This window comes from Arthrobacter sp. AB6 (assembly GCF_031844545.1).
Taxonomy (GTDB): Bacteria; Actinomycetota; Actinomycetes; order Actinomycetales; family Micrococcaceae; genus Arthrobacter.
Genome location: NZ_JAUZVL010000006.1, coordinates 166,736 through 192,949 on the forward strand (window position 1 = coordinate 166,736; position 26,214 = coordinate 192,949).

General features: G+C 66.7%; 22 protein-coding genes and 1 pseudogene. 10 read left to right on the forward strand and 13 right to left on the reverse strand.

From position 1 onward, the window contains the following. Positions 1-45: 45 nt before the first annotated feature. Positions 46-312 (reverse strand): annotated as a pseudogene (locus Q9R30_RS07250) (MFS transporter); the annotation flags it as partial. 217 nt (positions 313-529) lie between these two features. Here Q9R30_RS07250 and Q9R30_RS07255 point away from each other — a divergent pair. The 3 genes from Q9R30_RS07255 (at position 530) to Q9R30_RS07265 (ending at position 3,292) form a co-directional block, all read left to right on the forward strand. Then, positions 530-1,015 (forward strand): Fur family transcriptional regulator, encoded by a 486-nt coding sequence (locus tag Q9R30_RS07255; RefSeq protein WP_104998707.1) that lies wholly within the window; start codon positions 530-532, stop codon positions 1,013-1,015. A gap of 16 nt (positions 1,016-1,031) precedes the next feature. After that, positions 1,032-2,528, forward strand: coding sequence for a catalase (locus Q9R30_RS07260; RefSeq protein ID WP_311217178.1), 1,497 nt, complete (start codon positions 1,032-1,034; stop codon positions 2,526-2,528). Positions 2,529-2,656: 128 nt separating this feature from the next. Then, positions 2,657-3,292 carry a DUF2461 domain-containing protein gene (locus Q9R30_RS07265; RefSeq protein WP_104998709.1) on the forward strand — a complete coding sequence of 212 codons (636 nt, stop codon included), beginning with the start codon at positions 2,657-2,659 and terminating at the stop codon, positions 3,290-3,292. 86 nt (positions 3,293-3,378) lie between these two features. Here Q9R30_RS07265 and Q9R30_RS07270 read toward each other — a convergent pair whose 3' ends face one another. The 8 genes from Q9R30_RS07270 to Q9R30_RS07305 form a co-directional block, all read right to left on the reverse strand. Next, entirely contained in the window at positions 3,379-3,984 is a 606-nt protein-coding gene (locus Q9R30_RS07270) for a TetR/AcrR family transcriptional regulator (protein WP_104998710.1), read from the reverse strand. Positions 3,985-4,055: 71 nt separating this feature from the next. Continuing rightward, on the reverse strand, positions 4,056-5,603 hold the full coding sequence (locus tag Q9R30_RS07275) for an amino acid permease (RefSeq protein ID WP_104998711.1): 1,548 nt from the start codon (positions 5,601-5,603) through the stop codon (positions 4,056-4,058). Between the two features lie 176 nt (positions 5,604-5,779). Beyond that, a complete protein-coding gene (locus Q9R30_RS07280; RefSeq protein ID WP_311217179.1) occupies positions 5,780-6,187 on the reverse strand; it encodes a DUF779 domain-containing protein in 408 nt (135 codons plus the stop codon). After that, a complete protein-coding gene (adhP, locus tag Q9R30_RS07285) occupies positions 6,187-7,209 on the reverse strand; it encodes an alcohol dehydrogenase AdhP (protein WP_199775261.1) in 1,023 nt (340 codons plus the stop codon). The genes Q9R30_RS07280 and adhP overlap by 1 nt, the downstream gene beginning before the upstream one ends. A 38-nt stretch (positions 7,210-7,247) precedes the next feature. Beyond that, the gene (locus Q9R30_RS07290; RefSeq protein ID WP_311217180.1) at positions 7,248-8,771 is read right to left on the reverse strand and encodes an aldehyde dehydrogenase family protein; all 1,524 of its coding nucleotides are present in this window, start codon (positions 8,769-8,771) and stop codon (positions 7,248-7,250) included. Between the two features lie 123 nt (positions 8,772-8,894). Continuing rightward, positions 8,895-10,244, reverse strand: coding sequence for a GAF domain-containing protein (locus tag Q9R30_RS07295; RefSeq protein WP_311217181.1), 1,350 nt, complete (start codon positions 10,242-10,244; stop codon positions 8,895-8,897). Positions 10,245-10,474: 230 nt separating this feature from the next. After that, the gene (locus Q9R30_RS07300) at positions 10,475-11,929 is read right to left on the reverse strand and encodes an FAD-dependent oxidoreductase (protein WP_396136699.1); all 1,455 of its coding nucleotides are present in this window, start codon (positions 11,927-11,929) and stop codon (positions 10,475-10,477) included. Positions 11,930-11,979: 50 nt separating this feature from the next. Next, positions 11,980-12,978 carry a DNA topoisomerase IB gene (locus tag Q9R30_RS07305; protein WP_311217182.1) on the reverse strand — a complete coding sequence of 333 codons (999 nt, stop codon included), beginning with the start codon at positions 12,976-12,978 and terminating at the stop codon, positions 11,980-11,982. 105 nt (positions 12,979-13,083) lie between these two features. Here Q9R30_RS07305 and rarD point away from each other — a divergent pair, with 105 nt between their 5' ends. Further along, positions 13,084-14,124 carry an EamA family transporter RarD gene (gene rarD, locus Q9R30_RS07310; protein WP_396136701.1) on the forward strand — a complete coding sequence of 347 codons (1,041 nt, stop codon included), beginning with the start codon at positions 13,084-13,086 and terminating at the stop codon, positions 14,122-14,124. 40 nt (positions 14,125-14,164) lie between these two features. Further along, on the forward strand, positions 14,165-15,418 hold the full coding sequence (locus Q9R30_RS07315; RefSeq protein ID WP_311217184.1) for an FAD-dependent oxidoreductase: 1,254 nt from the start codon (positions 14,165-14,167) through the stop codon (positions 15,416-15,418). A gap of 93 nt (positions 15,419-15,511) precedes the next feature. Here Q9R30_RS07315 and gabT read toward each other — a convergent pair whose 3' ends face one another. Then, on the reverse strand, positions 15,512-16,882 hold the full coding sequence (gene gabT, locus Q9R30_RS07320; protein ID WP_311217185.1) for a 4-aminobutyrate--2-oxoglutarate transaminase: 1,371 nt from the start codon (positions 16,880-16,882) through the stop codon (positions 15,512-15,514). Between the two features lie 53 nt (positions 16,883-16,935). Then, positions 16,936-18,366: a gamma-aminobutyraldehyde dehydrogenase gene (locus Q9R30_RS07325; protein ID WP_104999814.1), complete on the reverse strand. Its 1,431-nt coding sequence runs from the start codon at positions 18,364-18,366 to the stop codon at positions 16,936-16,938. 168 nt (positions 18,367-18,534) lie between these two features. Between Q9R30_RS07325 and Q9R30_RS07330 the strand changes: the two genes are divergently transcribed. After that, a complete protein-coding gene (locus Q9R30_RS07330) occupies positions 18,535-19,971 on the forward strand; it encodes a PucR family transcriptional regulator (RefSeq protein WP_104998721.1) in 1,437 nt (478 codons plus the stop codon). Positions 19,972-20,050: 79 nt separating this feature from the next. On the opposite strand, the gene Q9R30_RS07335 is transcribed toward Q9R30_RS07330, so the two are convergent. After that, positions 20,051-21,637, reverse strand: a complete 1,587-nt coding sequence (locus tag Q9R30_RS07335; protein ID WP_311217186.1) for a CYTH and CHAD domain-containing protein — start codon at positions 21,635-21,637, stop codon at positions 20,051-20,053. A gap of 152 nt (positions 21,638-21,789) precedes the next feature. Between Q9R30_RS07335 and Q9R30_RS07340 the strand changes: the two genes are divergently transcribed. The 3 genes from Q9R30_RS07340 (at position 21,790) to Q9R30_RS07350 (ending at position 25,118) form a co-directional block, all read left to right on the forward strand. Further along, a complete protein-coding gene (locus Q9R30_RS07340; protein ID WP_311217187.1) occupies positions 21,790-23,067 on the forward strand; it encodes an MFS transporter in 1,278 nt (425 codons plus the stop codon). Positions 23,068-23,073: 6 nt separating this feature from the next. Beyond that, positions 23,074-23,754 carry a FadR/GntR family transcriptional regulator gene (locus tag Q9R30_RS07345; RefSeq protein WP_311217188.1) on the forward strand — a complete coding sequence of 227 codons (681 nt, stop codon included), beginning with the start codon at positions 23,074-23,076 and terminating at the stop codon, positions 23,752-23,754. Between the two features lie 113 nt (positions 23,755-23,867). Further along, a complete protein-coding gene (locus tag Q9R30_RS07350) occupies positions 23,868-25,118 on the forward strand; it encodes an AI-2E family transporter (RefSeq protein ID WP_311217189.1) in 1,251 nt (416 codons plus the stop codon). Between the two features lie 111 nt (positions 25,119-25,229). Here the strand turns inward: Q9R30_RS07350 and Q9R30_RS07355 are convergent, their stop codons facing one another. Beyond that, positions 25,230-25,766 (reverse strand): hypothetical protein, encoded by a 537-nt coding sequence (locus tag Q9R30_RS07355; protein WP_104998726.1) that lies wholly within the window; start codon positions 25,764-25,766, stop codon positions 25,230-25,232. A 155-nt stretch (positions 25,767-25,921) separates the two neighbouring features. Between Q9R30_RS07355 and Q9R30_RS07360 the strand changes: the two genes are divergently transcribed. Then, positions 25,922-26,212, forward strand: coding sequence for a hypothetical protein (locus tag Q9R30_RS07360; RefSeq protein WP_104998727.1), 291 nt, complete (start codon positions 25,922-25,924; stop codon positions 26,210-26,212). The last annotated feature ends 2 nt before the right edge of the window (positions 26,213-26,214 follow it).

The window sequence follows — 26,214 nt, forward strand, 5'->3', positions numbered from 1 at the left end:
TCCTTACTCACTATGGAAACGGCTGTCTAGGGGACCGGGTTCCGCGCGTCGTACCTGCGGAAGCCCGGCTGGCGGCAGGCCGCCGATCCGGGGGCCCTGGTCACCACCACGATGCAGGACGCCTACGGTCGCTTCGCCGCCGCCGATCATGACGGCACCGATGGCTGGCATCAGCGCCCGCGGCTGGGCCAGGACCGTGGCGACCAGGTCGATGACGAAGGTCGTCCGGAGGTTAGGCCGCGTGCCGAGGAAGCGGAAGCCTTCGACGACGGAGCGGACTCCGGGCCTGCCCGGACTCCCTGACGGCGGCAGGGCAGCCTGTAAACAGCATGGGCAGGATGGCGCTGCGGGCCGGTTGGTTGATGGCCTGCGCGCCGCCGGCCCTGGGTGGGTCCGGGCCGGAGCGGCGTGATATCAGCCAGCAGCTTCCCTACCCTGCAACCCTAGCGGCGGCACGGTTTCTTCCCGTTCACAACGTGTTAGCCGAGCCTTATTGTGAGATGCTCATAATAAGTGCTTGAATGGTGGCATGACGGAACACTTTGACGGCCAGGACGCATGGGCTGCCGCCCTGCGTGCCCACGGACGCAGGGTGACCAAACAGCGGCTGGCGGTCCTGGCCGCCGTCGAACGCCACCCCCACTCCCCCGCCGAAAGCATCCTGAGCGCCGCCCGCGCCGAACTTCCGGAACTGACGGCCCAGTCCGTGTATGTGGTGCTGGGCGACCTGACGGACCTTCACATGCTCCGCAGGTTTGAGCCGCCACACTCCCCCGCCCTGTACGAGACGCGGGTGGGGGATAACCACCACCACGCCATCTGCATCAGCTGCGGCCGGGTGGAGGACGTGGACTGTGCAGTGGGCCACGCCCCCTGCCTCACCCCCCACTGGGATGAAAACGCCAAGCCGATGACCATCCAGATCGCCGATGTCATGTACCAGGGCATCTGCCAGGACTGCCAGCAGTCCCAACAACTTCCTTCCAATCGTCCCTCTGAAGAAACACAGAAATAAGAGAAATAGGAGAACAATGACTGCCATTTCAACAACCCAGTCAGGTGCCCCCGTCACGTCCGACGCGCACTCCAAGTCAGTTGGTGCCGACGGTGCCATCATCCTGACTGACCACTACCTGGTGGAAAAGCTCGCCCAGTTCAACCGCGAGCGGGTGCCGGAGCGCGTAGTGCACGCCAAAGGCGGCGGCGCATTCGGTACGTTCACGGCCACCGAGGACGTGTCCAGGTACACCAAGGCAGCCTTCCTCCAGCCCGGCGTCGAAACCGAAATGCTGATCCGCTTCTCCTCCGTGGCCGGCGAAAGCGGCTCCCCGGACACCTGGCGCGATCCCCGCGGCTTTGCCGTGAAGTTCTACACTTCCGAGGGCAACTACGACCTCGTGGGCAACAACACCCCGGTGTTCTTCATCCGCGACGGCATCAAGTTCCCCGACTTCATCCACTCCCAGAAGCGCCTGCCGGGCACGCACCTGCGCGACGCCGACATGCAGTGGGACTTCTGGACCCTGTCCCCCGAGTCCGCCCACCAGGTCACCTGGCTCATGGGCGACCGCGGCCTGCCCGCTTCCTGGCGCGAAATGCAGGGCTACGGCTCGCACACCTACCAGTGGATCAATGCCGAAGGCGAGCGGTTCTGGGTCAAGTACCACTTCAAGTCCAACCAGGGCGTGAACTCCATGAGCAGCGAGCAGGCCGAACAGCTGGCCGGCTCGGACGCGGACTTCTACATCCGCGACCTCTCCGAGAACATCGAAGCCGGCAACTTCCCGTCCTGGGACCTGCACGTCCAGGTCATGCCGTACGAGGACGCCAAGACCTACCGCTTCAACGCGTTCGACCTGACCAAGGTGTGGCCGCACGGCGACTACCCGCTGATCAAGGTGGGCACCATGGAGCTGAACCGGAACCCGGAGAACTACTTCGCGCAGATCGAGCAGGCCACCTTCGCGCCCTCGAACTTCGTGCCCGGCATCGCCGCTTCCCCGGACAAGATGCTGCAGGCCCGCATCTTCTCCTACGCCGACGCCCACCGCTACCGCGTGGGCACCAACCACGCCCAGATCCCGGTGAACCAGCCCAAGAACCAGGTCAACAACTACAGCCAGGACGGCGCCGGACGTTACCACTTCAACGCTCCGTCCGTGCCGGTCTACGCCCCGAACACCTTCGGTGGCCCGGCTGCCCTTGAGCCGCAGAACCCGGCCGGCGGCTGGGAGAACGACGGCGAGCTGACCCTCGCTGCGCACTCCCTCCACGCCGAGGACAGCGACTTCGTCCAGGCCGGCACCCTGTACCGCGAGGTCTACGACGAAGCCGCCAAGGCCCGCTTCCTCGAGACCATCACCGGTGCCGTGGGCGGCGTCAAGCGCTCCGATATCAAGGAACGCGCCATCCAGTACTGGACCAACATTGACGCCGAACTCGGCGCCAAGCTGCGCGCCAACCTCGGTACCGCGGCCGCCCCGTCAGCTCCGTCCTCCGATGCTGAGGCTGCCAACAAGATCGGCTGATCCCGCTTCTGCCGGCTTCACTGCTTTGAGGGCACCCCGTCACGGTTTCCGTGGCGGGGTGCCCTACTTTTTGCACATACGGGTCGGCGGCCGTGTCCATCCCCGCGGAGGGTCCCTAGGATCGCTTCATGACAACTTTCCAGGGCATACCTGCCGGCGCCTTCGGGTTCTACGAGGAGCTTCAGGACAACAACAACCGGGAGTGGTGGCAGGAACACAAGGACAGTTACCAGTCCCTGGTCAAGGAACCGCTCTCGTCATTACTCGCAGGGCTGGAACCCCGGTTTGGGCCGGCGAAGCTCTTCCGACCGAACAGGGACATCCGGTTCTCCGAGGACAAGTCTCCCTATAAGACCGCCCAAGGCGCGGTGGCATCCGTCCAGGAGGGGGTTGGCTACTACCTGCAGTTAAGTGCCGGGGGCCTGCTGGTGGGCGGCGGATACCACTCGCATACGCCGGCACAGCTGGCCCGGTACCGGAATTCGGTGGACGCGTCCGGCACCGGCGAGTCCCTCCGGCAGATTGTGGAGGCTGTTGCCGCGGCCGGCTTTGCCGTGGAGGGGGAGAAGCTGAAGACGGTGCCGCGGGGGTATGCGCGGGAGCATCCGCGGGCCGAACTCCTGAAGCACAAATCCCTTTCAGCCAGCGTCAACCTTGGCCGGCCGGACTGGCTGGCCACCCCTGCCGCAGTCCAGCACATCGCCGGTCTGTGGGAGGACCTGCGGCCGTTAGTTGACTGGGTCAGCCGGCATTCTGCCCCTTGAGCGGAGCCTCCTTCCCGGATGAGGCTGCAGCCGGGCGGTGCCCCGTCTTTCCCAGCTGGATCTGTTCGTGCACGTGGTGGCGCGGATCAGCCCTGCCCGCCGCCGGCAGCGAGGCGCGTCTCCAGGTTGTTGAAGAAAACCGCCAGCATCAGCTCGAAGGCTTTGGTGGCCGCTTCCGGCTCATTCATGACCACGAAGTCGAACTGCAGCCCGTAGAAGGTGGACGTGAAGAGCCGCGCGTCAGTATCGGCAAACTCCTCCGGAATTCCCTGCACCATGAGCCAGTCCCGGGTTTTATGGTGGAGCATCCGGAAGTGCTCCTGCGACGTCCCCCTCGGTTCTGCAGCCACGATGTCCTGCGCCGTCGCTTCGAATTCCAGGCGGGTCAGGTGCCGATTCCGCTGGGCCATGGTCCACTGCCAGGAGTCCAGCAGGAAGTCCCGCCAGGCGGCGCGGTCGATGTCGCGCACATCGGTGTTGCGCATCCGGTCCAGCCGGGACTCGATCGAAACGACAATGTCGTTGATCAGCTGGTCCCGGCTGCCAAAGTGGTACACCAGCACATAGGCGCTCATCCCCAGGCCCTCAGCGAGGCTCCGGAAGGTGAGCTCGGCAAGCGTTTTGTCCATCAGGTAATCCAGGATCGCAGCCAGGAGCTCTGCCTTGCGTTCGGATCGTGTGGGACGGGCCATGTGATCCATCCTAGAAGCCGGACATGCAAATGCCCGCCCTGGCCAGGCCAGGGCGGGCATTTAGAGGGGCGTCAAGCGCGGGTGAGCTCGTCCTCGCCTTCGCGCGCTTTGTCAGCAGCCGGTCCGTTGACGGCCGTGCTGGCGTCGCCGAAGCGCTCGTTGAGGCGGGAGTGGCGCTGGCCGTAGGAGAAGTAGATCGCCATGCCGATGACCAGCCAGACAGCAAAGAAGATCCAGGTCTCCACTGCGAGGTTGGTCATCAGGTAGAGGCACAGCACGGCGGACACGATGGGCAGGACCTTGCCGAACGGTACCCGGAAGGCCGGCTTCAGGTCCGGACGCTTCTTGCGGAGCACCAGGATGCCCAGGCTTACCACCACGAAGGCGGACAGCGTCCCGATGTTGATCATTTCTTCCAGCAGGTCCACCTTGGTCAGGCCGGCCACCGTGGCGACGGCGGCCCCGCAGATGATCTGGAGGCGTACCGGCGTCGAACGCTTCTGGCTGGTCTTGGACAGTGCGCGGGGAAGGAGCCCGTCGCGGCTCATGGCCAGCACCACGCGGGAAAGGCCCATGAGGAGCACCATGATCACGGTGGTCAGGCCCACCAGGGAGCCGAAGGCAATGATCTTGGCCGCCGAGGTGTCCCCTACCGCTTCGAAGGCGGTGGTGAGGGTGGGGTTCTCGGCCTCGGCCAGCTGCGTGTAGGACACCATGCCGGTGAGGGCCAGGGATACCAGGATGTAGAGCAGGGTTACCAGGGCCAGGCCGCCGAAGATGCCGCGCGGCAGGGTCTTCTGCGGGTTCTTTACTTCTTCCGCGGAGGTGGCCACAACGTCAAAACCGATGAAGGCAAAGAAGACCAGAGCGGCGCCGGCGAAGATGCCGAGGGTGCCGTACTGGGCAGGGGCGGCACCGGTGAGGAAGCCGAAGAACGACTGCTTCAGGACGTCGGCGCCACCGTCGCCGCCGGTCGGCTGGGCGGCCGGGATGAACGGGGCGTAGTTTTCGAACTTCACGTAGGTGAAGCCCACCACGATGACAAAGAGGACGACGCCGATCTTGATCAGGGTGAAGATGTTGCCTACGCGGGCCGACAGCTTGGTGCCCAGGACCAGCAGCACGGTAAAGACGGCAACGATCAGGAAGGCACCCCAGTAGAGGTCGACCCCGCCCAGGGAGATCGCCGGCGGGATATCGGCGCCCATGAGGGCGAATACCTTGCTGAGGTAGATGCCCCAGTACTTGGCGATCACGGCAGCGGCGGTGAAAAGCTCCAGGATCAGGTTCCAGCCGATGATCCAGGCCAGCAGTTCGCCCATGGTGGCATACGTGAAGACGTACGCGGAACCTGCCACGGGGATGGCGGTGGCGAACTCGGCGTAGCACATGATGGCCAGCGCGCAGGTGACGGCGGCGATGGCGAAGGACAGGGTCACTGCGGGACCGGAGAAGTTGGCCGCAGCCTTGGCGCCAACGGAGAAGATGCCGGCGCCGACAGCAACCGCGACGCCCATGATCATCAGGTCCCAGGTACTGAGGGAGCGCTTCAGCTTGCGCCCGGGCTCATCGGCGTCAGCGATCGACTGCTCGATGGATTTGGTCCGGAGAAGGTTCATTGGGGGATCACAATCTTGGTTTCGGATGGAAACAGACCTATTAACGGTAGTGTCCATCCACTGGACGGGCCCAATTGTCCCGAATGGTGAGACGGTTACTCTGCCGAACTTTATTCCGGCAAAGCACTTGGGACCCTTCAGATGAAGGGTCCCAAGTGGTAGTTGGTCGAACGGGCCTAGGCAGGCCAGTCCATCAGGGCGGACCGGATCAGGAACCTTTTTCCTTCCGGTGCCTCGACCGAAAAGCCGCTCCCCCGGCCCGGCACCACGTCCACCGTCAGGTGCGTGTGGCTCCAGTAGCTGAACTGCTCCCGCGACATCCAGAACTCCAGCGGCTGTGGCTCCAGCCCGTCGGACAGGTCAAACAGGCCCAGCAGGACGTCGGAGCTGCCCGTGATGAACTCGCCTGCGGGATAGCACATGGGTGCGGACCCGTCGCAGCACCCGCCGGACTGGTGGAACATGAGCGGGCCGTGCTGGAGCCACAGCTTCCGCAGCAGCTGCACGGCCGCCAGGGTGAGCGCCACCCGGGAGAAGTCTTCCCCGGGCAGCGTCACTCCGGCGTCGAGCTTGTCCAGCGGCATCAGAACCTCAGGACCACGCGGCCGTCGATCTTTGCGTGCTTCATTTCGTCCAGGACGTCGTTCACCTCCGAGAGTTCCCGGACGGACACCGTGGGGTGGATCTTGCCCTGGGCGTAGAAATCCAGCGCCTCCTCCAGGTCCTGGCGGGTCCCCACGATGGAGCCGCGGACCGTCAGTCCCTTGAGCACAATCTCGAAGATCGGCGCGGGGAAGTCGCCCGGCGGCAGCCCGTTGAACACAATCGTGCCGCCCCTGCGTGCCATGCCGATCGCCTGCCCGAAGGCCGAGGGATGCACGGCGGTGACCAGAACTCCATGGCATCCTCCGGTTTCGCGCTGGATGACTTCCGCGGGATCCTCGTGCAGGGCGTTGACCGTCACCTCGGCCCCATGGGCTTTCGCAAGGGCCAGCTTGTCGTCCGCGATGTCCACCGCAGCGACGCGGAGGCCCATGGCAACGGCGTACTGCACTGCAATGTGCCCGAGGCCGCCGATGCCGGAAATGGTGACCCACTGTCCCGGCCTTGCTTCGGTCATCTTCAGGCCCTTGTAGACGGTGACGCCGGCGCAGAGCACCGGCGCCACCTCGACGGGGTCGGATCCCGCCGGTATGCGGGCGGCGAAGCGGGTATCCACGAGCATGTATTCGCCGAACGAGCCGTCTACGCTGTAGCCGCCGTTCTTCTGTGCCTCGCACAGGGTTTCCCAGCCGGTGCGGCAGTATTGGCAGTCCCCGCAGGCGGACCACAGCCAGGCGTTGCCCACCAGGTCCCCGACCGCCAGATCGGTGACACCCTCGCCCAGGGCCACCACTTCCCCAACCCCCTCGTGTCCGGGGACGAAGGGCGGCGAGGGTTTCACGGGCCAGTCGCCCTCGGCCGCGTGGAGGTCAGTGTGGCAGACCCCGGTGGTGAGGACCTTGACCAGGGCTTCCCCTGGCCCCGGGGAAGGAACTGCGATGTCCTGGACCTGCAGGTCCTTGCCGAATTCAGTTACTACTGCTGCTTGCATTGTCGTCGTCATTGGCGAAATCCTTGCGTCGGTGTAGCGGATAAGGCGTTTTAGAAGAAGCCGAGCTTGTTTTCGTTGTAGCTGACCAGCAGGTTCTTGGTCTGCTGGTAGTGGTCCAGCATCATGGCGTGGTTCTCGCGCCCGATGCCTGAGGACTTGTAGCCGCCGAACGCGGCGCCCGCCGGGTAGGCGTGGTAGTTGTTGACCCAGACGCGGCCGGCCTGGATTTCGCGGCCGGCGCGGTAGGCTACATTGCCGTTGCGGGACCAGACGCCGGCGCCGAGGCCGTAGAGGGTGTCGTTCGCGATGCCCATGGCATCGGCGTAGTCGCTGAACCTCGTCACGGCGACCACCGGGCCGAAGATCTCCTCCTGGAAGATCCGCATCTTGTTGTGCCCTTCGAACACCGTGGGCTGGACGTAGAATCCTCCGGCGAGGTCTCCCGGCAGCTCTGCACGGGCGCCGCCGGTCAGGACCTTGGCGCCTTCCTGCTTGCCGATGTCGATGTAGGAGAGGATCTTTTCCAGCTGGTCGTTGGAGGCTTGTGCGCCCACCTGCGTTTCGGTGTCCAGCGGGTTGCCCTGGATCATCTTTTCCACCCGGGCCACGGCGTCGGCCATGAAGGACTCGTAGATGTCTTCCTGGACCAGGGCGCGGGATGGGCAGGTGCAGACCTCGCCCTGGTTGAAGGCGAACAGCGCGAAGCCCTCCTGGGCCTTGTCGTAGAACGCGTCGTTGTCCTGCGCCACGTCATTGAAGAAGATGTTGGGGCTCTTGCCGCCCAGTTCGAGGGTGACGGGGATGAGGTTCTGGCTGGCGTACTGGCTGATCAGCCTGCCGGTGGTGGTCTCACCCGTGAAGGCGATCTTGCGGATGCGGGGGCTGGAGGCCAACGGCTTGCCGGCTTCAACACCGAAGCCGTTGACCACGTTCACCACGCCGGCGGGCAGCAGGTCGCCGATGAGTTCCATCAGGACCAGGATGGATGACGGCGTCTGCTCGGCGGGCTTGAGCACCACTGCGTTGCCGGCGGCGAGCGCGGGAGCAAGCTTCCAGACGGCCATCAGGATGGGGAAGTTCCACGGGATGATCTGGCCGACGACGCCGAGCGGCTCGTGGAAGTGGTAGGCGGTGGTGTCGTCGTCGAGCTGGGAGAGCCGGCCCTCCTGGGCGCGGACGGCCGAGGCGAAGTAGCGGAAGTGGTCCGCGGCCAGCGGAATGTCCGCGTTGAGGGTTTCGCGGATGGGCTTGCCGTTGTCCCACGACTCGGCGACGGCCAGCATTTCCAGGTTCTCGTCGATGCGGTCGGCGATCTTGTTCAGGATCGCGGCACGCTCGGCCACGGACGTCTTGCCCCAGGACGGTGCAACCTTGTGTGCGGCGTCCAGCGCAAGTTCGATGTCCTCCGCTGTTCCGCGGGCAACCTCACAGAAGGCCTTGCCCGTGACCGGGGTGATGTTTTCGAAGTATTGGCCCTTCACCGGGGGCACCCATTCGCCGCCGATCCAGTTCTCGTAGCGGTCCTTGAACGCGACCTTCGAACCCTCGGTACCAGGCTGGGCGTAAACAGTCATTGCTAGCTCCTTTGCTGTGCATGGGGCGGGGCCGGGTTATGGCCGCGCCGTTGCACTCAGCGTAGGAGCGTGAAGGTTGCAGTCAGGTTGCAACCCTGTGGCTCATGTCACAGGGGCTCGTTGTCAGGCGCGCAGTTCGGCTTCCAGCCGCTCGAGGTCGGCGACGACGGCGGCACGCTTGGGCGAGCGGGCAGGCAGCAGTTTCAGGGCGGCACGCCGGACCCCGACGTCGTCCCTCGCCTCCGGCAGCTCAGCGTACTTGAGCACCGTTTCGGCGCTGCCGTCCGTGAGGACGGCTTCCCTCATCAGGGACGAGACCCTGTCCCGAAGATCGATGATGCCGGGAGCCTCGGACTTAGGCAGCACGGCGCCGCGGTAGATCTCCAGCGCGATCCGGTGGGCGCCGCGCTGCAGGCAGTTAAGGACCTGACCGCTGTCCGGCACCAGGTCCAGGGGCAGCCTGTACGGCCGCGAGCCGGGAACGGCGGCCGGGTTGAGCTGCTGAAGGACCTTGCGCAGCCGGACCATTTCGGCGCGCAGGGTCATGGTGGACCCTTCGCCCGGGTACAGGAGGACGCTGAGTTCCTCGGCGCTCAGTCCATCCGGGTGCGAGCTCAGCAGGGCGAGGATTTCGCTGTGCCGGGCGGACAGCACCACGGTTTTGCCTTCAATGCTGAGCAGGGCCTGGTCGCGGCCCAGCAGCTGGAGGCTGTTGCGGTACAGGCTGCCTTCCTTCACTCCCGCCCGCGGCGACCGGGAGGCGGTAGCCGCCGGCCGCCGTCGTGCTGGCCTGCTGGCAAGCTCGGCCGCGAGCTGCAGCCGTTCAACGCGAAGCTGCGCCTGTGCCGCCGCGACGGTGGCTTCCACGAGGGACAAAGTGTGGGGTGCCACCGCCATGTCCGTGCCGGTAATGTCCACCACGCCCAGGACAGCGCCGGAATCGGGATCGTGGAAGGGAACGGCGGTGCAGCTCCAGGGATGGACGGTGCGCTGGTAGTGCTCGGCCCCGGCGATCTGGATTCCGCGGCCCAGGGCCAGGGCGGTTCCAGGGGCACTTGTTCCCACCGTTGCTTCGGACCAGTCGGCGCCCGGGACGAACATCATGCCCTCGGCGCGGCGCTGCAGCACAGGGTCCCCGTCCACCCACAGGAGCCGGCCCACCTCATCGCCCACTGCCACCAGCAGGCCGCTGTCGTGGCTGGGCTGGACCAGGAGCTTGTTGATGACAGGCATGATGGCGGCCAGGGGGTGCTGGCTGCGGTAGTCCTCCAGCACATCCCGGTCCATGGCGAGCGGGGCTGCCGGGCTGTCCGGGTTTGCCTTGAAACGGGCCGAACGCTGCCAGGACTCTTTGATGAGCTTGCGCAGGCCTGGAATCTCCGGGGTGCCTGCAGCGGCACCGTCCAGGTACTCATGCCCGGCGAGGGCTGCCCGCTGGTGCGGCTCGGCGGCCGGCTGGATCAGGTTCGTCATCGAACTCCCATGATGGTGCGCGGCATTCGTTCTGCCAGCCCGGCCATTGTACCCCTCGGCCAGCTGAACGGCGGGCCGCAAATGCGTTGCTTTTGGCGCCCGTGGCAGGCGGCAGTCACCGGAACGGCGCGGTTGCGGGGACCAGGTGCCTGCAAAAGTTACGCAAACAGGGACGCGTCAACCGTGTTGGCGCGAAGCTCGAATAACACCCCAATACAGAGCGTGAACCGTTAGCCGCGGGAGATACGGATCATCTCCTCGCGCGGCACCACCTTGATGCGTTCGCGGACCACGTGGTCCAGGCCTTCGGGTCCGGTCCAGGCAGCACCGAGGCCTGCTTCGTGGGCGTCGAGCCTGTTCCAGCCCTCCCACGTGGTGTACTCGATACCGCGCTCTTCCAGCAGGTCGATGATCGCCTGCGGGTCAGGGTTCTTGGCCGGCGGCAGGGTCAGCCGGTCCTCGAGCAGGAAACCGATGGTTTCCAGGGCGTCGCCCTTGGTGTGGCCGATCAGGCCAACCGGTCCGCGCTTGATCCAGCCGGTGGCGTAGATGCCGGGTACCGGGCTGCCTTCAGCGTCTAGGACGCGGCCGCCTTCGTTGGGGATGACGCCCCGCTTGGCGTCGTACTCGAGTTCGTCCAGGGCTGAGCCGTGGTAGCCGATGGCCCGGTAAACGGCCTGGACCGGGTACTCGATGTACTCCCCCGTGCCCTTGGCATTCCCGGTCCCGTCGAGCTGCATGCGCTCGAACTTGATCCCGCCCACCTTGCCCGCGCCGTCATCGAGCACCTCTACGGGGCTGTGCAGGAAGTGCAGGTGCAGCCGCCGGGAGGACGGGTTCTCGGACTCGGTGTGCTCTTCCACCAGCCAGTTGGTGAGCGTATTCACCATGGTTTTGATCTGGTTGTTGCTGCGGATGGCGTCATCGGAGGCTTCGTCGAACTCGAAGTCCTCGGGGTAGAGCACGATGTCCACGTCGTTCATGTGGCTCAGTTCCCGGAGCTCCAGGGGCGTGAACTTTACCTGGGCCGGGCCCCGGCGGCCGAACACGTGCACGTCCGTGACCGGCGAGGCCTTGAGTCCCTGGTACACGTTGTCCGGAATCTCGGTGCTCAGCAGCTCCTCGGGGTGCTTGACCAGCATGCGGGCCACGTCCAGGGCCACGTTGCCGTTGCCGATCACCGCGATTTCCTTGGCGTCCAGCGGCCACTCGCGGGGGACGTCCGGGTGTCCGTCGTACCAGGACACAAAGTCCGCGCCGCCGAACGAGCCCTTCAGCTCGATGCCGGGGATGTCCAGGTCCGCGTCCTTGACAGCGCCGGTGGAGAAGATCACGGCATCGTAGAAGGCACGGAAATCGTGCAGGGTGAGGTCCCGGCCGTAGGTGACGTTCCCCAGGAACCGGATGTCGCCGCGGTCCAGGACCTTGTGCAGGGCGTTCACGATGCCCTTGATCCGGGGGTGGTCCGGCGCAACGCCATACCGGATCAGGCCGTAGGGCGCCGGGTAGGCCTCGAACAGGTCGATGCTGACCTCGAAGTCGCCGTCCTTGACCCCGCTGGACTTGGTGAGGATGTCCGCAGCGTAGACACCGGCCGGCCCCGCGCCCACAATGGCGACACGGAGGGGACGGGAGGAGGCGGATTCGCTGTGGTTGGACACCGGAAGCCCTTCTGAACTGGCCATTTGAGGAAAATGCGCCGGAACAGGTAGCGCACAGTCCCCTATTCTAGGCCTCAGCCGCTCTTCGCCAGCGGCACCACGTCACCTTCGCGGTACAGGAGGGCCCGGAGTTCGGCCTCGGCGGAGTCGGGCCGTTTGGGATCGATGGTTTCGCCCTCGTGGTAGTGGTCCACCACACGGGGATCCACGTAGCTCTTGCGGGCGATGGACGGCGTGTTCCCCAGCACCTCGGACGCTTCCATCATGGCCCGGGCGATGGCCCTCTTGCGTTTGGCGGCCGTCCGCTGGGCGCCCGTGCGGGCCAGGCTGGCAGCGGCCGCAACCGTGCCCCGCAGGGTCCGGAAGTCCTTGGCCGTGAAGTCGGATCCGGTCCGTTCCTTCACGTAGGCGTTGATGTCGGCACTGGTGACGGGCTTCCACTGCCGTCCCTCTTTGTACGCCAGGAGCCGGGCATTGGGGCCGCGCCGCTTGAGCAGCCGCAGCAGGACGGCGAGGTCTGCATCGCGGAACTCCGACTCCCAGTCCTTGCCGCTCTTGGCGGGGAACCTCAGGAGGATGCGGTCCTTGCGCACCGTCACGTGGGCGCAGAGCAGGGTGGCGAGCCCGCGGCTGCCGTTCTCGTTGGTGTACCGTTCAGACCCCACCCGCAGCGACCCGCTGTCCAGCATCCGGAAGGCCCCGGCCAGGACCCGGTCCCGCGAAAAGCCCTCACTGCGCAGGTCCATGGTGACCCTGCGGCGCGCCGCCGGCAGCGACTCCGCCAGCTGCAGGGAACGGTCGAACTTCACCCTGTCCTTCCGTTCCCGCCATTCCGGGTGGTAGATGTACTGGCGCCGGCCAACTGCATCCACACCCGTTGCCTGGATGTGGCCGTTCTCGAACGGGGCAATCCATACATCGGTCCACGCCGGCGGAATGCCGATGCTTTCCAGCCGGTCCCGGACCGGGCCGGGCGGCAACGTGGAGCCGTCCAGGTCCCGGTAGCTGAAGCCTTTGCCGGCAGCAACACGGCGGTAGCCCCGGCCCGAGGCGTTGCTGCGGCGGAGCCTCATGGGGCCACGTCCGGCCGCTTGGCGAAAATCATAAAAGCAAGCCTACTGACTATTTGCCGGGTTGCGTGCCCTGCCTGCAGGAATACCTGCCCCCGGGGTGGTGTTATTGGTTCCGTGCCCACTCCCGATGGATCCTCCCCCGCCAGCGCCCCGGCTCCCGCCGCTGCGCCCCCTCCTTCCCCGGCAGCCGGCCCCCAAGCCGTCGGTCCCAAGGCCGTGGACAAGGAGACGACGGCGGGCATCCTCTTTGGCATCGGCGCTTACGGGCTGTGGGGGCTGCTCCCGCTGTACTTCTTCGTCCTCATGCCGGCAGGCGCCGTCGAGATCGTGGCCAACCGGGTGGTGTGGTCCCTGCTCTTCTGCGCCCTCCTCATCACGGCCACCCGCTCATGGTCCGCCCTGGCGCAGGCCCTGCGGAACCACGCCGTGTTTGGCTCGCTGGCCCTGGCCGCCCTCCTGATCGCCGTCAACTGGCTGACCTACACCTACGGGGTGACCACCGGGCAGGCCGTTGAGGCGTCCCTTGGCTACTTCATCAACCCGCTGGTGTCCGTCCTGCTCGGTGTGTTCGTCCTGAAGGAGAGGCTGCGTCCGCTCCAGTGGACCGCCGTCGGCATCGGTTTTGTGGCGGTGGGCGTCCTCACCTACTCCTACGGCAAGCTGCCGTGGATCGCACTGACCCTGGCCTTCAGCTTCGGCCTCTACGGTTTCGTCAAGAAGCGGGTGGGGTCCAGGGTGGACGCCGTCACCAGCCTCACGGTGGAAAGCATGGTGCTGGCCCCGTTCGCGGCTGCCACGATGGTCTACCTGGCAGCCGCCGGAACAGCCACGCTCACCACCCAGGGCCCGGGCCATTTCTGGCTCCTGCTGGCCTCCGGCGTGATCACGGCGGTACCGCTGCTGTTCTTCGGAGCCTCGGCCCGCCGGCTTCCCCTGACAACCATCGGGCTGCTGCAGTACTTCGCGCCAGTGCTGCAGTTCATCCTGGCGCTGGTGGTATTCAGGGAAGCGATGACCCTGGACCGCTGGATCGGCTTCGGCGTGGTGTGGGTGGCGCTGCTGGTCCTGACCGTGGACATGCTGCGCACGGCCCGCAAGGCGTCCGTGGCCCGGCGACGGAACCGAGCGGCCCTCAAATCCTCCTAGCCCCCTGTTGCCGGGAACCCCGGTGGAGTAGGTTGCTCGGATGGAGGACTCATATCAGGTCATCGTGATCGGGGCCGGATTCGCCGGCACCGCTGCAGCCAGGGAACTTGGCCGCAAGGGCGTCCGCGTCCTGCTTATCGATTCGAACAACTACCACCAGTTCCAGCCCCTGCTGTACCAGGTGGCCACCTCGCAGATCGGTGTGTCCGCCATTGCCCGTCCCATCCGGTCCATGTTCCGGCGGATTCGCAACGTGCGGGTCCTGACCGCGGAAGTGGCCTCGGTTGATGTTGGAAACCACACCGTCACCACCGACGAGGGCGACACGTTCCGCGCCAAAGTTTTGGTGATCGCCGTTGGCGCCGTTCCCAACTTCTTCAATACGCCCGGGGCGGAAGAGCATGCCTTCCCGCTGTACTCCGTGACCGACGCCACCAGGCTTGGAACCAACGTGACCCGGCTGCTGGACCGGGCCGACCGCGAGCCTGGAACCGAAGTGGACATGGTGGTGGTGGGCGGCGGTCCCACGGGGGTGGAGACTGCCGGCGCCCTGGCGGAAAACATCAAGTTCGTTGTGGCAAAGTACTTCTCCCCGGAACTGGCGGCACGGTGCCGCGTGCACCTGGTGGACATGGTGCCGAGCGTGCTTGCCATGTTTTCTTCCAAGTCCCAGGAGTACACCCGGCAACGCCTGGCGAAGATTGGTGTCCAGATGCATATGGGGGTGGGCGTCACTGAGGTCAGGGCCGACGGCGTGACGCTGGCTGACGGGGCGGTCATCCCCGGCGGGATCGTTGTCTGGGCCGGCGGGCTGAAGGGCGGGCACCTCATCGCCGGCTCGGGCCTGCCGCAGGGAAAAGGCGGGCGGATCGACGTCCGGGCGGACCTGACGGCCCCTGGCGCGGAAGGCGTGTTTGTCATCGGCGACGCCGCCAACATCACCGATTCAACCGGTGCGAAACTGCCGCAGCTCGGTTCGGTGGCCCAGCAGGCCGGGAAGTGGGCGGCGCGCAACATCCTTGCCGACCTCAACGGCGGAACCCGGCAGCCTTTCCGCTATGTGGACAAGGGATACATGGCGATGATCGGGCGGGGTGCGGCCGTGGCTGAACTGGGGCGCCGGCGCGTCCAGCTCCAGGGTCCGCTGGCTTTTCTGTCCTGGCTCCTGGTGCACCTTGCCCTGCTGTCCGGATTCCAGCAGAAGGTCCGCGCCCTGTTTTCCTGGCTCAACGGTTACGTCCTGCACAGCCCTGCGCAGGTGGTCATCGGCGAACCGGACAAAGCCCAGAGGTAGCGGCGCCTTAATCCCCTGAGGCCCCGGAACAGTAGTTCCGGGGCCTCAGGTTGTGTTCGCGCCGTTGCGAGGGGACGCTAACTCTGCGGACTGCTAGGCGTTCGCCTTGATGGCGGCGGCCAGGACCTCCAGGCCGTCGTTGAGCAGCTCGTCGGTGATGACCAGCGGCGGCAGCAGCCGGATGACGTTTCCGTAGGTGCCGCAGGTGAGGATGATGACGCCTTCCTTCAGGCACGCGGCCGCCACGGCCTTGGTCAGTTCCGGGTTCGGTTCCTTGGACCCGGCCTGGACCAGCTCGATGGCGAGCATGGCACCGCGCCCGCGGACGTCGCCGATGACGGCGGTTCCGGCACCGGCCAGCTCGGCCTGCAGCGCGCGGAGGCGGGTAGTGGCCAGGGCTTCGATGTGGCGGGCCCGGCCGGCGAGGTCGTATTCCTCCATGGAACCGATGGACGCCAGCGCGGCAGCGCATGCCACCGGGTTTCCGCCGTAGGTGCCGCCCAGGCCGCCGGGGTGCACGGCGTCGAGGAGGTCTGCGCGGCCGGTGATGGCGGAGAGCGGCATGCCGCCGGCGATGCCCTTGGCCAGGGTCATGATGTCCGGAATTACGCCCTCGTGGTTCACGGCGAACCATTCACCGGTGCGGCAGAAGCCGGACTGGACCTCGTCGGCGATGAACACGATGCCCTTTTCCTTGGCCCAGGCAGCGAGCGCGGGGAGGAAGCCCTCGGCCGGGACAATGAACCCGCCTTCACCCTGGATGGGCTCGATGATGATCGCGGCAACCTGGTCCCCGCCGATCTGCTTCTCGATCATGGTGATGGCGCGCTGGGCGGCCTCGGCACCCGTGATGGCGGGGTTTTCCTCGCGGTACGGGTAGCTCATGGGCATCCGGTACACCTCGGGTGCGAAGGGGCCGAAGTTGGTCTTGTACGGCATGGCCTTCGCGGTGAGAGCCATGGTGAGGTTGGTGCGGCCGTGGTAGGCGTGGTCAAAGGCGACGACGGCGTCCCGGCCGGTTGCCAGGCGGGCCACCTTGACTGCGTTTTCCACTGCCTCCGCACCGGAGTTGAAGAGGACCGTGCGCTTCTCGTGGTCGCCGGGGGTTAGGCGGTTCAGCTGCTCCGCTAGGGCTACGTAGCCCTCGTACGGGGTGACCATGAAGCAGGTGTGCGTGAAGTGCTCCACGGCTTCCTTGACGGCACCGACGACGGCGGGATCGGAGGCGCCCACGCTGGTCACCGCGATGCCTGAGCCGAGGTCGATGAAGGAGTTGCCGTCGACGTCGTGGATGATCCCGCCGTCGGCGTCTGCCACGTAGACGGGAACAGCGGAGGCGACGCCGGCGGCAACTACCGCCTTGCGGCGCTCGGTCAGTGCAACCGACTTGGGCCCGGGGAAGTCGGCCTGGACCCGGCGCTTCTGCTCCAGGCGGAAAGTGATGTCTGATGCGGTGGTGGTCATGGGGAGCCTTTCTGGAAAGCCTGGGGGTTCGGTGCGGAGGTTTGGAGGCGCGGCTAGGCGTCGAGTGCACTCATGACGTGCTTGATGCGCGTGTAGTCCTCAACGCCGTACATGGAGAGGTCCTTGCCGTAGCCGGACTGCTTGAAGCCGCCGTGGGGCATTTCGGCGGTGAGGAGGATGTGGGTGTTGATCCAGACGGCGCCGAAGTCCAGGTCACGGCTCAGGCGCATGGCCGTGCCGTGGTTGGTGGTCCACACGCTGGAGGCGAGGGCGTAATCCACGTCATTAGCCAGTTCCACAGCTTCTTCCTCGGTGCTGAATTTCTGCACGGTGATGACGGGTCCAAAGGTTTCCTTCTGGACAATGTCATCGCTCTGCCTGGCGCCGGTGACGATGGTGGGTTCGAAGAAGTAGCCCTTCTCCCCGGCCCGGTGGCCGCCAATTTCGATCCGGCAGTTGGCGGGCAGGTTCTCCACCACGGAGCTGACGGCGTTGAAGTGGTTGATGTTGTTCAGCGGGCCGAAGTAGTTGTCCTCATCGTTCTGAGAGCCGGTGCGCAGGGTTTTGGTGTGCTCCACCATGGCGGCGACGACGTCGTCGTGCACGGAGTCCTCCACCAGCACGCGCGTGATCGCGGTGCAATCCTGGCCTGCGTTGAAGAATGCGAACTCGGCGATCGCCGCAGCACTCTTCTTGATGTCGGCGTCCTTGAAGACGATGGCCGGCGCCTTGCCGCCAAGCTCCAGGTGGGCACGCTTGAGGCCCTTGGCGGCACCGGAGGCCACAGCGATGCCGGCACGGACGGAGCCGGTGATGGACACGAGGCCGGGCACCTTGTGGTCAATCATCAGGGCACCGGTCTCACCGGTGCCGAGCACAACGTTCAGGACGCCGGCGGGCAGGATGTCCCCTGCGAGGCGGGCCAGCACCAGCGTGGATTCGGGGGTGGTGTCCGAGGGCTTGAGGACCACGGTGTTGCCGGCGGCGAGCGCCGGGCCGATCTTCCAGATGGCCATCAGGAAGGGGTAGTTCCAGGGCGCAACCTGGGCCACGACGCCAATAGGTTCGCGGCGGACATAGGAGGTGTGCCCCTCGAAGTATTCGCCGGCGGACTTGCCTTCAAGGATGCGGGCTGCGCCGGCAAAGAAACGGAGCTGGTCGGCGCCGGCCGCCACTTCCTCGGAGGCGATCAAGGAGCGCACCTGGCCGGTATTGCGGTGCTGGGCCTCCACGAGCTCCTCGCTGTTGGCCTCGACGGCGTCGGCGAGCTTGAGGAGCATGAGCTGGCGCTGCCCGGGGGTGACGTGCTTCCAGGTCCTGAAGGCGTCCTTGGCTGCGGTCATCGCGGCGTCCACATCGGCCTGCACGGAGACGGGCGACTGCGCCACCACTTCCCCGTTGGTTGGGTTCACGATATCCAGCAGGGTGGTGCCGGCAGGGGTGACGAACTTCCCGTTGATGAAGTTCTGCAAGGTCTGGACCACGGTGTGCAACCTCTTTCGTAGGGGCCACCCGCGCCCGGGCGGAGTTCGGAGCGGATGGATGGAACTGCCTTGAGCCTATGCCAGCCCCCTTGCGCAGTGAATAGCCACCTGCACACCCTTCAGGGAACTGTTTAGTGCGGTTGCCCAGCGCCCGTTTATCCTTGACCCATGGCCATTTCCCTTGCCGCCCTGCTGGGCGTGAACTCCCTGAAGCTGTCCAAGGCCGGGGTGGCCGAGACCACCTGGCATCAGGACATCAACTGGGTGGCAGTCACGGAGTTGGAGGATCCGCACCGGTTCCTCAACGGCGGGGAACTGATCCTCACCACCGGCCTGCGCCTGCGGTCCGCGCCGGAGCAGCGGCGCTTTGTCCGGCAGGTGCAGCGCGCCGGTGCCGTGGGCATCGGCTTCGGCGTGGGCCTCTCGCACGAGACGGTCCCCCAGGCCCTGCTGGCGGAGGCGAACCGGTGGGGCCTGCCGGTGGTGGAGGTTCCCTACGAGACGCCGTTCATTGCCATCGGCAAGCTGGTGGCCGATGCCCAGTCCGCGGACCACTACGCTAAACTCGAGCGGCTGATCGCCGGGCACCAGGTGCTGGCCCGGGCCCTGCTGACCGGTGGCGGGCTCGCCGAACTCCTCAAGCACCTGGGCAGCATGCTGCGCACCGATGTTGCCCTCACCCAGTTCACGGCCCAGCTCTACAACAGCGGCGCCGATTCCCCGTCCGCGGACACCTGGTCTTCCTACCCCGTCCCCACGGGCCGGCGGGATGCCTGCACCCTCTGGGTCCGGCAGCCCTTCGAGGACTCGGGCATCATCGGGTACGCCCAGAGCCTGATCAGCGTGGAGCTGAACAACATGGTCAAGCAGCGCCAGGCCCAGCGCGCCCTCTGCGGCCAGGTCCTGGAAGACGTGATCCACGGGGCGTTGGAAACCAGCGAGGCCCAGCGCCGCCTGGCCGGAGTGGGCGTCAACAGCACCCGGAAGAACGTGGTGCTGCTGGCCGTGTCGGCCGCCCACAACAAGGCCCTGGTGAGTACCTCGGTGCCGCGCGAACTGGAAAAGGCGGTGGCCGCCGTCGTGGGCAAGGACCTGGTGCTGGTCATTAATGACGACGGCGGCGGCGCACCTGCCCTTGCCCGGAAGCTGAGCGACCACCTGGCAGAGGCCGGCATCCACGCCACGATCGGGATCGGCGGCGCGTACACCAAGCCGAACGGCCTGCGCTGGAGCTACTTTGAGGCCCGTGACGCGGCAAGCCACGGCCTGCCCGTCAATGAGCCGGAGCGCCTCAGCCTGACATCGCTGCTCCTGGCCAGCGAGGACGTGCCGCTGGCGGACATGGCCAACGAATCCCTGGACCCGCTGCGAACCTTTGACGCCGCCCACGGCTCGGAACTGATGGCCACGCTGGAGAGCTACCTCAACAACAACGGCTCTGTGGCCGCCGTCGCCGAGCAGCTCACCCTGCACCGGAACACGGTCCGGTACCGGCTGGCGCAGATTACCGAGCTGACCGGGTACGACCCCGCCGTCACCGCGGACCGCGTGCAGCTCTGGCTGGCGCTGGCCGTGGCCCGGCTGTCCGCGCGGCAGGGGAAGTAACGCCAACGCGGGGTCACTTCCCGCCCCATAATTGCCCCTTATTGGGCGTGAAGTGACCCCGCGTTGCCCTGACTTGCCGCTACCCCACCCCGCGGCGCAGCAGGTTCCGGGACTTCTTGCGGGCTTTCCGGTACTTGGCCTCGGAGCTTCTGATCAGCTCGTCCTCCCGCGCCTCCAGGGCAGCATAGGCCGCCGCGGCCGCCGTCGGTTCCTGGCGTGAGCCCACCGTGGCCAGCAGGTCCCGGGCGATCACTGCGTCGTGGAAATTGCCCAGGATCTTTTGCTGCCGGTGCGCGGCCTTGGCCACTTTGGGCCCACGTTTGCCAAAGACCTGGGCGGCAGATTCCGCCACGTGCCGCAGCCGCTTGGCATCCTTGCGCACCTGATGGAGGGCGGTCTCGTGGTCGGTTCCGTGCCGGGACCGCGCCGCGGCCTTGTGCGAGCGCCGCAGCCGCCTGGCGGCCTTGGCCACGGCTTTCGCGGCAACCCGGCGCCCCGGCGCCACGGGGTCCGGACGGACCGGCGGTTTGTCCCGGAACGCCTCCAGGTCATCCAGGAGCCGGAAGTAGCGGTCCGAGCGCAGCGCCTCCTGCAACTGCCGGTAACCGTCGTCATACGCGCCGCCCACTTTGCGCTCCACCTTGGCCTTGACGTCGTCCACGCCTTCCCCCGGCGGAAGTTCGTCGAGGTGCCCGCGGAGCCTGTCCAGCAGGACCTCGGCATCCCGCGGCGCGCCGAGCAGCTGGCCCAGCCATTTCAGTTCGTCGCGCAGCCGGCGAACCGGGGCGGGCACATACAGTTTCCGGTAGGCGGCGAGCACCGAGCGGACCCGGCGGAGCGCGGAGCGCATGTCGTGCACCGATTCGGGCTCCTCCAGCCTGACTCCCGGGTCCTGGGCCAGGATCTCCGCGATCGGCCCGCTGAGGTAGGCAGTGACGACGGCGGCTGCCGGGGCCTTCTTGCCGGCAGCCAGGGCAGGGGTGCTTCCGTTCCGGGACGGGCCAGCGTCGGGGAGCGCTCCGGCAGCACCGCCCAGCGCCCGGGCAAGCTTCGAGGCGTGGCCGGCAGGACGGGCTCCGGCCTTGGCCAGAAGTTCCTCTGCGGGGCCGAAGAGGCCGGGATCGCCGTGGACGAGTTCCAGTTCCCATTCACGCCAGTGCTGTTTCTCCCCACCCCCCGACGCTCCTGACTTGTGTCCGGGGTGCAGGCGCTCGGCCGTCACCCGGTCATCGGCGAGGTCTGCCAAGTGCACGCCGTCCTCGCCGTACAGGGCGTGCGTGGTGCGGCTGGTTTCCAGCCGCACCACCGGCGCCACTTCAGCCCCCCGGAGGTATGCCTGCAGGTAGGCCAAGAGGCCGTCAGGCACAACATCGGGCTGCCCCAGCGGGGCGTGCAGCTCCCGCCGCTGCCGGGGTTCCGCCCCGGAAGCAGCGCCGTCCAGCGGCGGCAGCTTCAGGTGCCAGCCGGCATCGGTTCCGCCAGTGCGGCGGCGAAGGGTGATCCGGTGGGACGCCAGCGTGTAGCGCTTCGTGTCGAAGTAGACGGCCTCGAGCACCTCAGTATGGGGAAGACCCGCCCTGGTGACCCCGGGCAGCCCCTCCAGCGGAGGCACTGCGGCGTCCTCGCCGACGTCGTACTTCTTTTCAATCTCCGTTTGTTGGCTCACCAAAACAGGCCGTCCTTCCGCGTCGTTGCGGCGGATCCGGGCCTGGCTGGCCCGGCGTGCCGTAACCGGATTCTATGGCGCGAAGGTTAACGGGCGGGAGAGGTTCCCCACAGAACTGCAGACATCAAACGTCTAACCTTTAGACTGGCAAGATGCCCGAGTCGCATCCTCCCGCCGCCAACGCGCCCGCTGCCGCCGTTCCAGCAACCCCGGCCGTCCCGGCCGCCGCTTTGCCCGGGAGGGGCACCCGCCCTCGGTCCGCCGTCGTTTTCGGCGTGGTTGCACTGGTGCTGATCGGGCTGAACCTCCGCGCGGGCATCACCGGAGCATCCGCGTTGCTGCATGACCTCCAGGCGGTCCTCGGGTATGGCGCGCTGGTGGCCGCCGTCATCCCGTCCATTCCCACGCTGTGTTTTGCACTGGCGGGCGCGGGGACATCCTGGCTGACCGGGCGCCTTGGCGTGGAAAAGGCGATCCTGCTGGCCCTGGCCATGCTGGCCGGAGGCCTCCTGCTGCGCGGCATTCCAGCCACGGGCATGCTGGTGGCCGGGAGCGTCCTGGGCATGTCCGGCCTGGCCGTCTGCAACGTGGCCATGCCCTCCTTCATCCGGGAACACTTCGCGCACCGCACGTCGCTCATGACCGCCGTCTATACGGTGACCATGACCACGGGTGCCACCGTGACCGCCGCCGCCGTGGTTCCGCTGGCCCACGCACTGGGTTCGCCGTCGGCGGCCGTCGGTGCCATTGGCATCACCGCCATCGCGGCCCTCCTGGGCTTCCTGCCCGTGGCACTGCACGCCCACCGCAACAGTCCGCGGAAGCCAGCCGCCCGCGTCTCCCCGTGGCCGCTGCTGCGGACCCGCAAAGGGCTGCTCCTCACAGTAATCTTCACGCTGCAGGCCCTGCTCGCCTATGCGCTGTTGAGCTGGTTCCCCTACATGCTGACCACCATGGGCATGAGCGCCTCGGACAGCGGGCTGATGTTCGGGCTGATGCAGTTGGTCTCCGTGCCGGCCGGCATGGTGCTGATCGCGATCGGCTCCAGGCCCCGGATGCTGCGGCCGGCGTTCTACCTGGTCAGTGTCACCATGGTGGCGGGCCTGGTGCTGCTGCTGGTCCTCCCGGTGGGGCTGGCCGCCGTCCCAGCCGCCCTACTGGGGTTCGGCCTCGGGATTTTCCCGCTGGTGATGGTGATGATCAGCCGCAGCGGGGCGAGCACCGCCGAAACAACCGCACTGTCCACGCTTGCCCAGTCCACGGGCTACCTCCTGGCCACGGCCGGGCCGTTCGGGATGGGACTGCTGCACAGCGCCACCGGTGGCTGGACCCTGCCCCTCCTGCTCCTGCTTGGCCTGGCGCTGGCCCAGATCGTGGTGGCCCACCTGATCACCGGCAGGGCCATGACCAACGCCATCGGAAGGAAGTAGCACGCCATGGCCCTGAGCCCTTCCGCCCGCCCGCCGCTCGTTGACGAAGTCACCGCCAAGCTGCGCGCCATGGTCCACTCCGGCGAATGGGCCTTGCACCAGCGCATCCCGTCCGAAACCGAGCTGATGGCCGGACTCGGGGTCTCGCGCGGCACCCTCCGCGAGGCCGTCAAGGCCCTTGCCCACAGCGGAATGCTGGAGGTCCGCCGCGGCGACGGCACCTACGTCCGGGCCACCAGCGAAATTTCCGGCGCGGCGCGCCGGCTGTACCAGGACCACACCGAGGAGCACATCCTGGAAGTCAGGCTGGGCCTGGATACCCAGGCGGCCCGGCTGGCGGCGAGGAATGCCACGGCCGACGACGTCACGGCCCTGCGCGCCCTGCTCGCCACCCGGGACCAGGCCTGGGGGGCCGGCGATCACGAGGCCTGGGCGCGCGCCGACTGGGGTTTCCATGAACGGGTAGCCCAGGCCACCGGCAACCCCCTGCTGCACGAGCTGTACATCAGCTTTGGCGCCGCCTTCCACCAGGACCTCCTGAAGCAGCAGGGCCGGCCCGGTTTCGACGGGCGTCCGCATGAGGGGCACGGCCTGCTGGTTGATGCCATTGAACTCCGCGACGGGGACGCCGCCGTGGCCACCGTGAACCGGAACCTGAATTCCTGCGCCGAATGGCTCGCAGGATAGCCCAGCGGGGTTTCACCCCGGCCCAATCCGTCAGTAGGCTTACTATCTGAGAAGGTAGTAAGCCTGTCCGTCATTCCGGCGCGGCAGGCACCCGCCGACGATGAGGAGTTCCCATGGCGCGTTCATCACGCCTCACCGAGCACGACGTGAGCCACGAGCCCCCGCAGGAGGCCACGGCGCAATCACCGGCTGCCGCCGCCGCTGCCGCGCTGGGGGAGCCCGGCGGCGAGGGCCAGCGCCCCCCTGCTGCCCGGAAGCCCAAGGAACCCAAGTCCCCCTCCGAGCTCTGGGGTGACAGCCTGGGCAGGGTGGGCATCCGCGCCGCCCAGGTCCTGTTAATCCTCACCGTGGCGGTTGTGTCTGTCTACGCGCTGATGCAGATCAAGCTTTTGGTCATTCCAGTCCTGATAGCGCTGATCCTGGCCGCGGCCATCGGCCCGTTCGTCAACATGCTCCGGCGCCGGGGAATGCGCGGAGGACTGGCCACAGGCATCGCCTTCATCGGTCTTTTGCTGGTGCTGGGCGGCGTGTCCACCGTCATCTACTTCTCCGTGCGCAACCAGTGGGGCGAGCTCGCGCAGCAGGCCTCCTCCGGGCTGGATGAGCTGGAGAAGTTCCTGTTGACCGGCCCCATCCCTCTTGAACAGGAGCAGCTGGACCAGGCCCGGCAGGGCATCGTTGACTTCGCGGCCAGCAGCCAGGTCCGCTCCGGCGCCATCACCGGATTGTCCGTGGTCACCGAGTTCATCGCCGGAGCCGGCCTGATGATCGTCATCCTGTTCTTCTTCCTGAAGGACGGCGCCAAGATCTGGAACTTCTTCCTCCGCCCGTTCAGCGGAGCCCGTGAAGCCAAGCTGCGCCGCGTTGGCCGCCGCACCCTTGAAGTGCTGGGCGGCTATGTCCGCGGTACCGCGATCGTCGCCCTGGTGGACACTGTGGCCATCGGCGCGGCACTGCTGATCCTGCAGGTGCCCCTGGCCATCCCGCTGGCCATCATCGTCTTCATCGGCGCCTTCGTCCCGCTGGTGGGTGCAACGGTGGCCGGGATCCTTGCCGCCCTGGTGGCGCTGGTGGCAAACGGGCCGGTGGTCGCCCTGATCGTGGTGGCCGTGGTCATTGCCGTCAACCAGCTCGAGGGCGACCTCCTGCAGCCCATCGTCATGGGCAAGTCCCTGCAGCTCCACGCACTGGTGATCCTGATGGCGTTGACGGCCGGAACCATCCTCGCCGGCATTGTGGGTGCGGTGCTGTCCGTGCCGCTTGCCGCCGTTGCCTGGGCCATCGTCCAGGTATGGACGGCCGAGGACCCGAACCTGGAGGACATGAACCCGAACCTGCCGCCGGCGGGCACCAAACCGATCTAGGCCCCGCCTGCAGGGCACCTCCCCAGCCCCGCGCACGACGACGGTCCGGCACCTAAGTGCCGGACCGTCGTCGTGCGTTGCTGCCTTACCCCGGGGCGGGCACCCGGCTGGCTAGGAGCGCAGGCCCGCGAAGACGTTCTTGGGACGCTGCATCTCGCCGTGCTTCGCGCCCAGGATAACCACCAGCCCGGCCAATGCCGGGATGGCCCACTGCAGCACCTTCAACTGCTGCTGGGCAGCCTTAAGTTCATCAGAGGCATCCGGCCGGGGCTCCGTGGCACCTTCGGCGCCCTGGTCCGCAAGCTTCTCCACCTTCTTGCCAAGGATGCCGGAGTACAGGGTCACAGCGGCACCCACCACCGTCACCGCCGTCTTGATCACGGTGTCCCGGCCCACGCCTTCCTGCTTGGCGATTCGTCCCTTGTTTTCCCAGGCGATGGCGAGGTCCGCCACGAGGTGCGAGGCGAAGGCCGCCGTCTGGAACGGCGCCCACTTCATCCAGCCGGCACTGGAAAGCCTGGTCCGCTCGGAGGGGTCCTTGGCTGCCGCCGCTGCCCCGTTCAGGCCGATGGCACCCATCAGGGATCCACCGAACCACGCCGCTGCGGTCAGATCGTGAACGGACCGGGCAATGAGATTTCCTGCCATGATGTGCATTCCTAACGTCGAAAAGGTTGCGGGATGCCGCTCGTGCGGTCTTCGCTTGCCGTATCCCTGCAGGGTCTTGGCCCGCCCATGGTAAGCACACTTACTAATGTTACGAAAGCCCGTCTTCCCAGAGCAGAACGCGTAACATCGTCGCCATGGGAAACACAGGGACTTTGTTTGGCTGGGCTTTTGGGGACCCGGCCCGTGAAGGCGAGAAAGCGTATGTAAAAGGCCTGCAGAACGAGGCACTCGGGAACGCCCGGGAAACGGCCAAAGCCAAGGGGGTGGCCGTGGTGCCGGACTCGCAGGTGTTCACCGTCCTGAGCGCGGACGACTCCCTGGTGGAACTGGAGAACGCCCCCGGGAAGCTCGTGGTCCGCTGCACCGTGCATGTCGAGGGGCCCGGCGCCGAAAAGCTGCGGGCCGAAGGACCAATGAACGGCTGAGC

What these genes read in the sequence shown, in the direction of transcription:
- Q9R30_RS07350 (WP_311217189.1), top strand. Translation starts at nt 23,868, where the DNA reads ATGGCGCGTTCATCACGCCTCACCGAGCACGACGTGAGCCACGAGCCC.
- Q9R30_RS07345 (WP_311217188.1), top strand. Translation starts at nt 23,074, where the DNA reads ATGGCCCTGAGCCCTTCCGCCCGCCCGCCGCTCGTTGACGAAGTCACC.
- Q9R30_RS07300 (WP_396136699.1), bottom strand. Translation starts at nt 11,929, where the DNA reads ATGGCCAGTTCAGAAGGGCTTCCGGTGTCCAACCACAGCGAATCCGCC.
- Q9R30_RS07305 (WP_311217182.1), bottom strand. Translation starts at nt 12,978, where the DNA reads ATGAGGCTCCGCCGCAGCAACGCCTCGGGCCGGGGCTACCGCCGTGTT.
- Q9R30_RS07255 (WP_104998707.1), top strand. Translation starts at nt 530, where the DNA reads ATGACGGAACACTTTGACGGCCAGGACGCATGGGCTGCCGCCCTGCGT.
- Q9R30_RS07315 (WP_311217184.1), top strand. Translation starts at nt 14,165, where the DNA reads ATGGAGGACTCATATCAGGTCATCGTGATCGGGGCCGGATTCGCCGGC.
- Q9R30_RS07275 (WP_104998711.1), bottom strand. Translation starts at nt 5,603, where the DNA reads ATGAACCTTCTCCGGACCAAATCCATCGAGCAGTCGATCGCTGACGCC.
- Q9R30_RS07290 (WP_311217180.1), bottom strand. Translation starts at nt 8,771, where the DNA reads ATGACTGTTTACGCCCAGCCTGGTACCGAGGGTTCGAAGGTCGCGTTC.
- Q9R30_RS07260 (WP_311217178.1), top strand. Translation starts at nt 1,032, where the DNA reads ATGACTGCCATTTCAACAACCCAGTCAGGTGCCCCCGTCACGTCCGAC.
- Q9R30_RS07340 (WP_311217187.1), top strand. Translation starts at nt 21,790, where the DNA reads ATGCCCGAGTCGCATCCTCCCGCCGCCAACGCGCCCGCTGCCGCCGTT.
- Q9R30_RS07355 (WP_104998726.1), bottom strand. Translation starts at nt 25,766, where the DNA reads ATGGCAGGAAATCTCATTGCCCGGTCCGTTCACGATCTGACCGCAGCG.
- Q9R30_RS07360 (WP_104998727.1), top strand. Translation starts at nt 25,922, where the DNA reads ATGGGAAACACAGGGACTTTGTTTGGCTGGGCTTTTGGGGACCCGGCC.
- Q9R30_RS07330 (WP_104998721.1), top strand. Translation starts at nt 18,535, where the DNA reads ATGGCCATTTCCCTTGCCGCCCTGCTGGGCGTGAACTCCCTGAAGCTG.
- Q9R30_RS07265 (WP_104998709.1), top strand. Translation starts at nt 2,657, where the DNA reads ATGACAACTTTCCAGGGCATACCTGCCGGCGCCTTCGGGTTCTACGAG.
- gabT (WP_311217185.1), bottom strand. Translation starts at nt 16,882, where the DNA reads ATGACCACCACCGCATCAGACATCACTTTCCGCCTGGAGCAGAAGCGC.
- Q9R30_RS07295 (WP_311217181.1), bottom strand. Translation starts at nt 10,244, where the DNA reads ATGACGAACCTGATCCAGCCGGCCGCCGAGCCGCACCAGCGGGCAGCC.
- adhP (WP_199775261.1), bottom strand. Translation starts at nt 7,209, where the DNA reads ATGACGACGACAATGCAAGCAGCAGTAGTAACTGAATTCGGCAAGGAC.
- Q9R30_RS07270 (WP_104998710.1), bottom strand. Translation starts at nt 3,984, where the DNA reads ATGGCCCGTCCCACACGATCCGAACGCAAGGCAGAGCTCCTGGCTGCG.
- Q9R30_RS07280 (WP_311217179.1), bottom strand. Translation starts at nt 6,187, where the DNA reads ATGCCGCTGGACAAGCTCGACGCCGGAGTGACGCTGCCCGGGGAAGAC.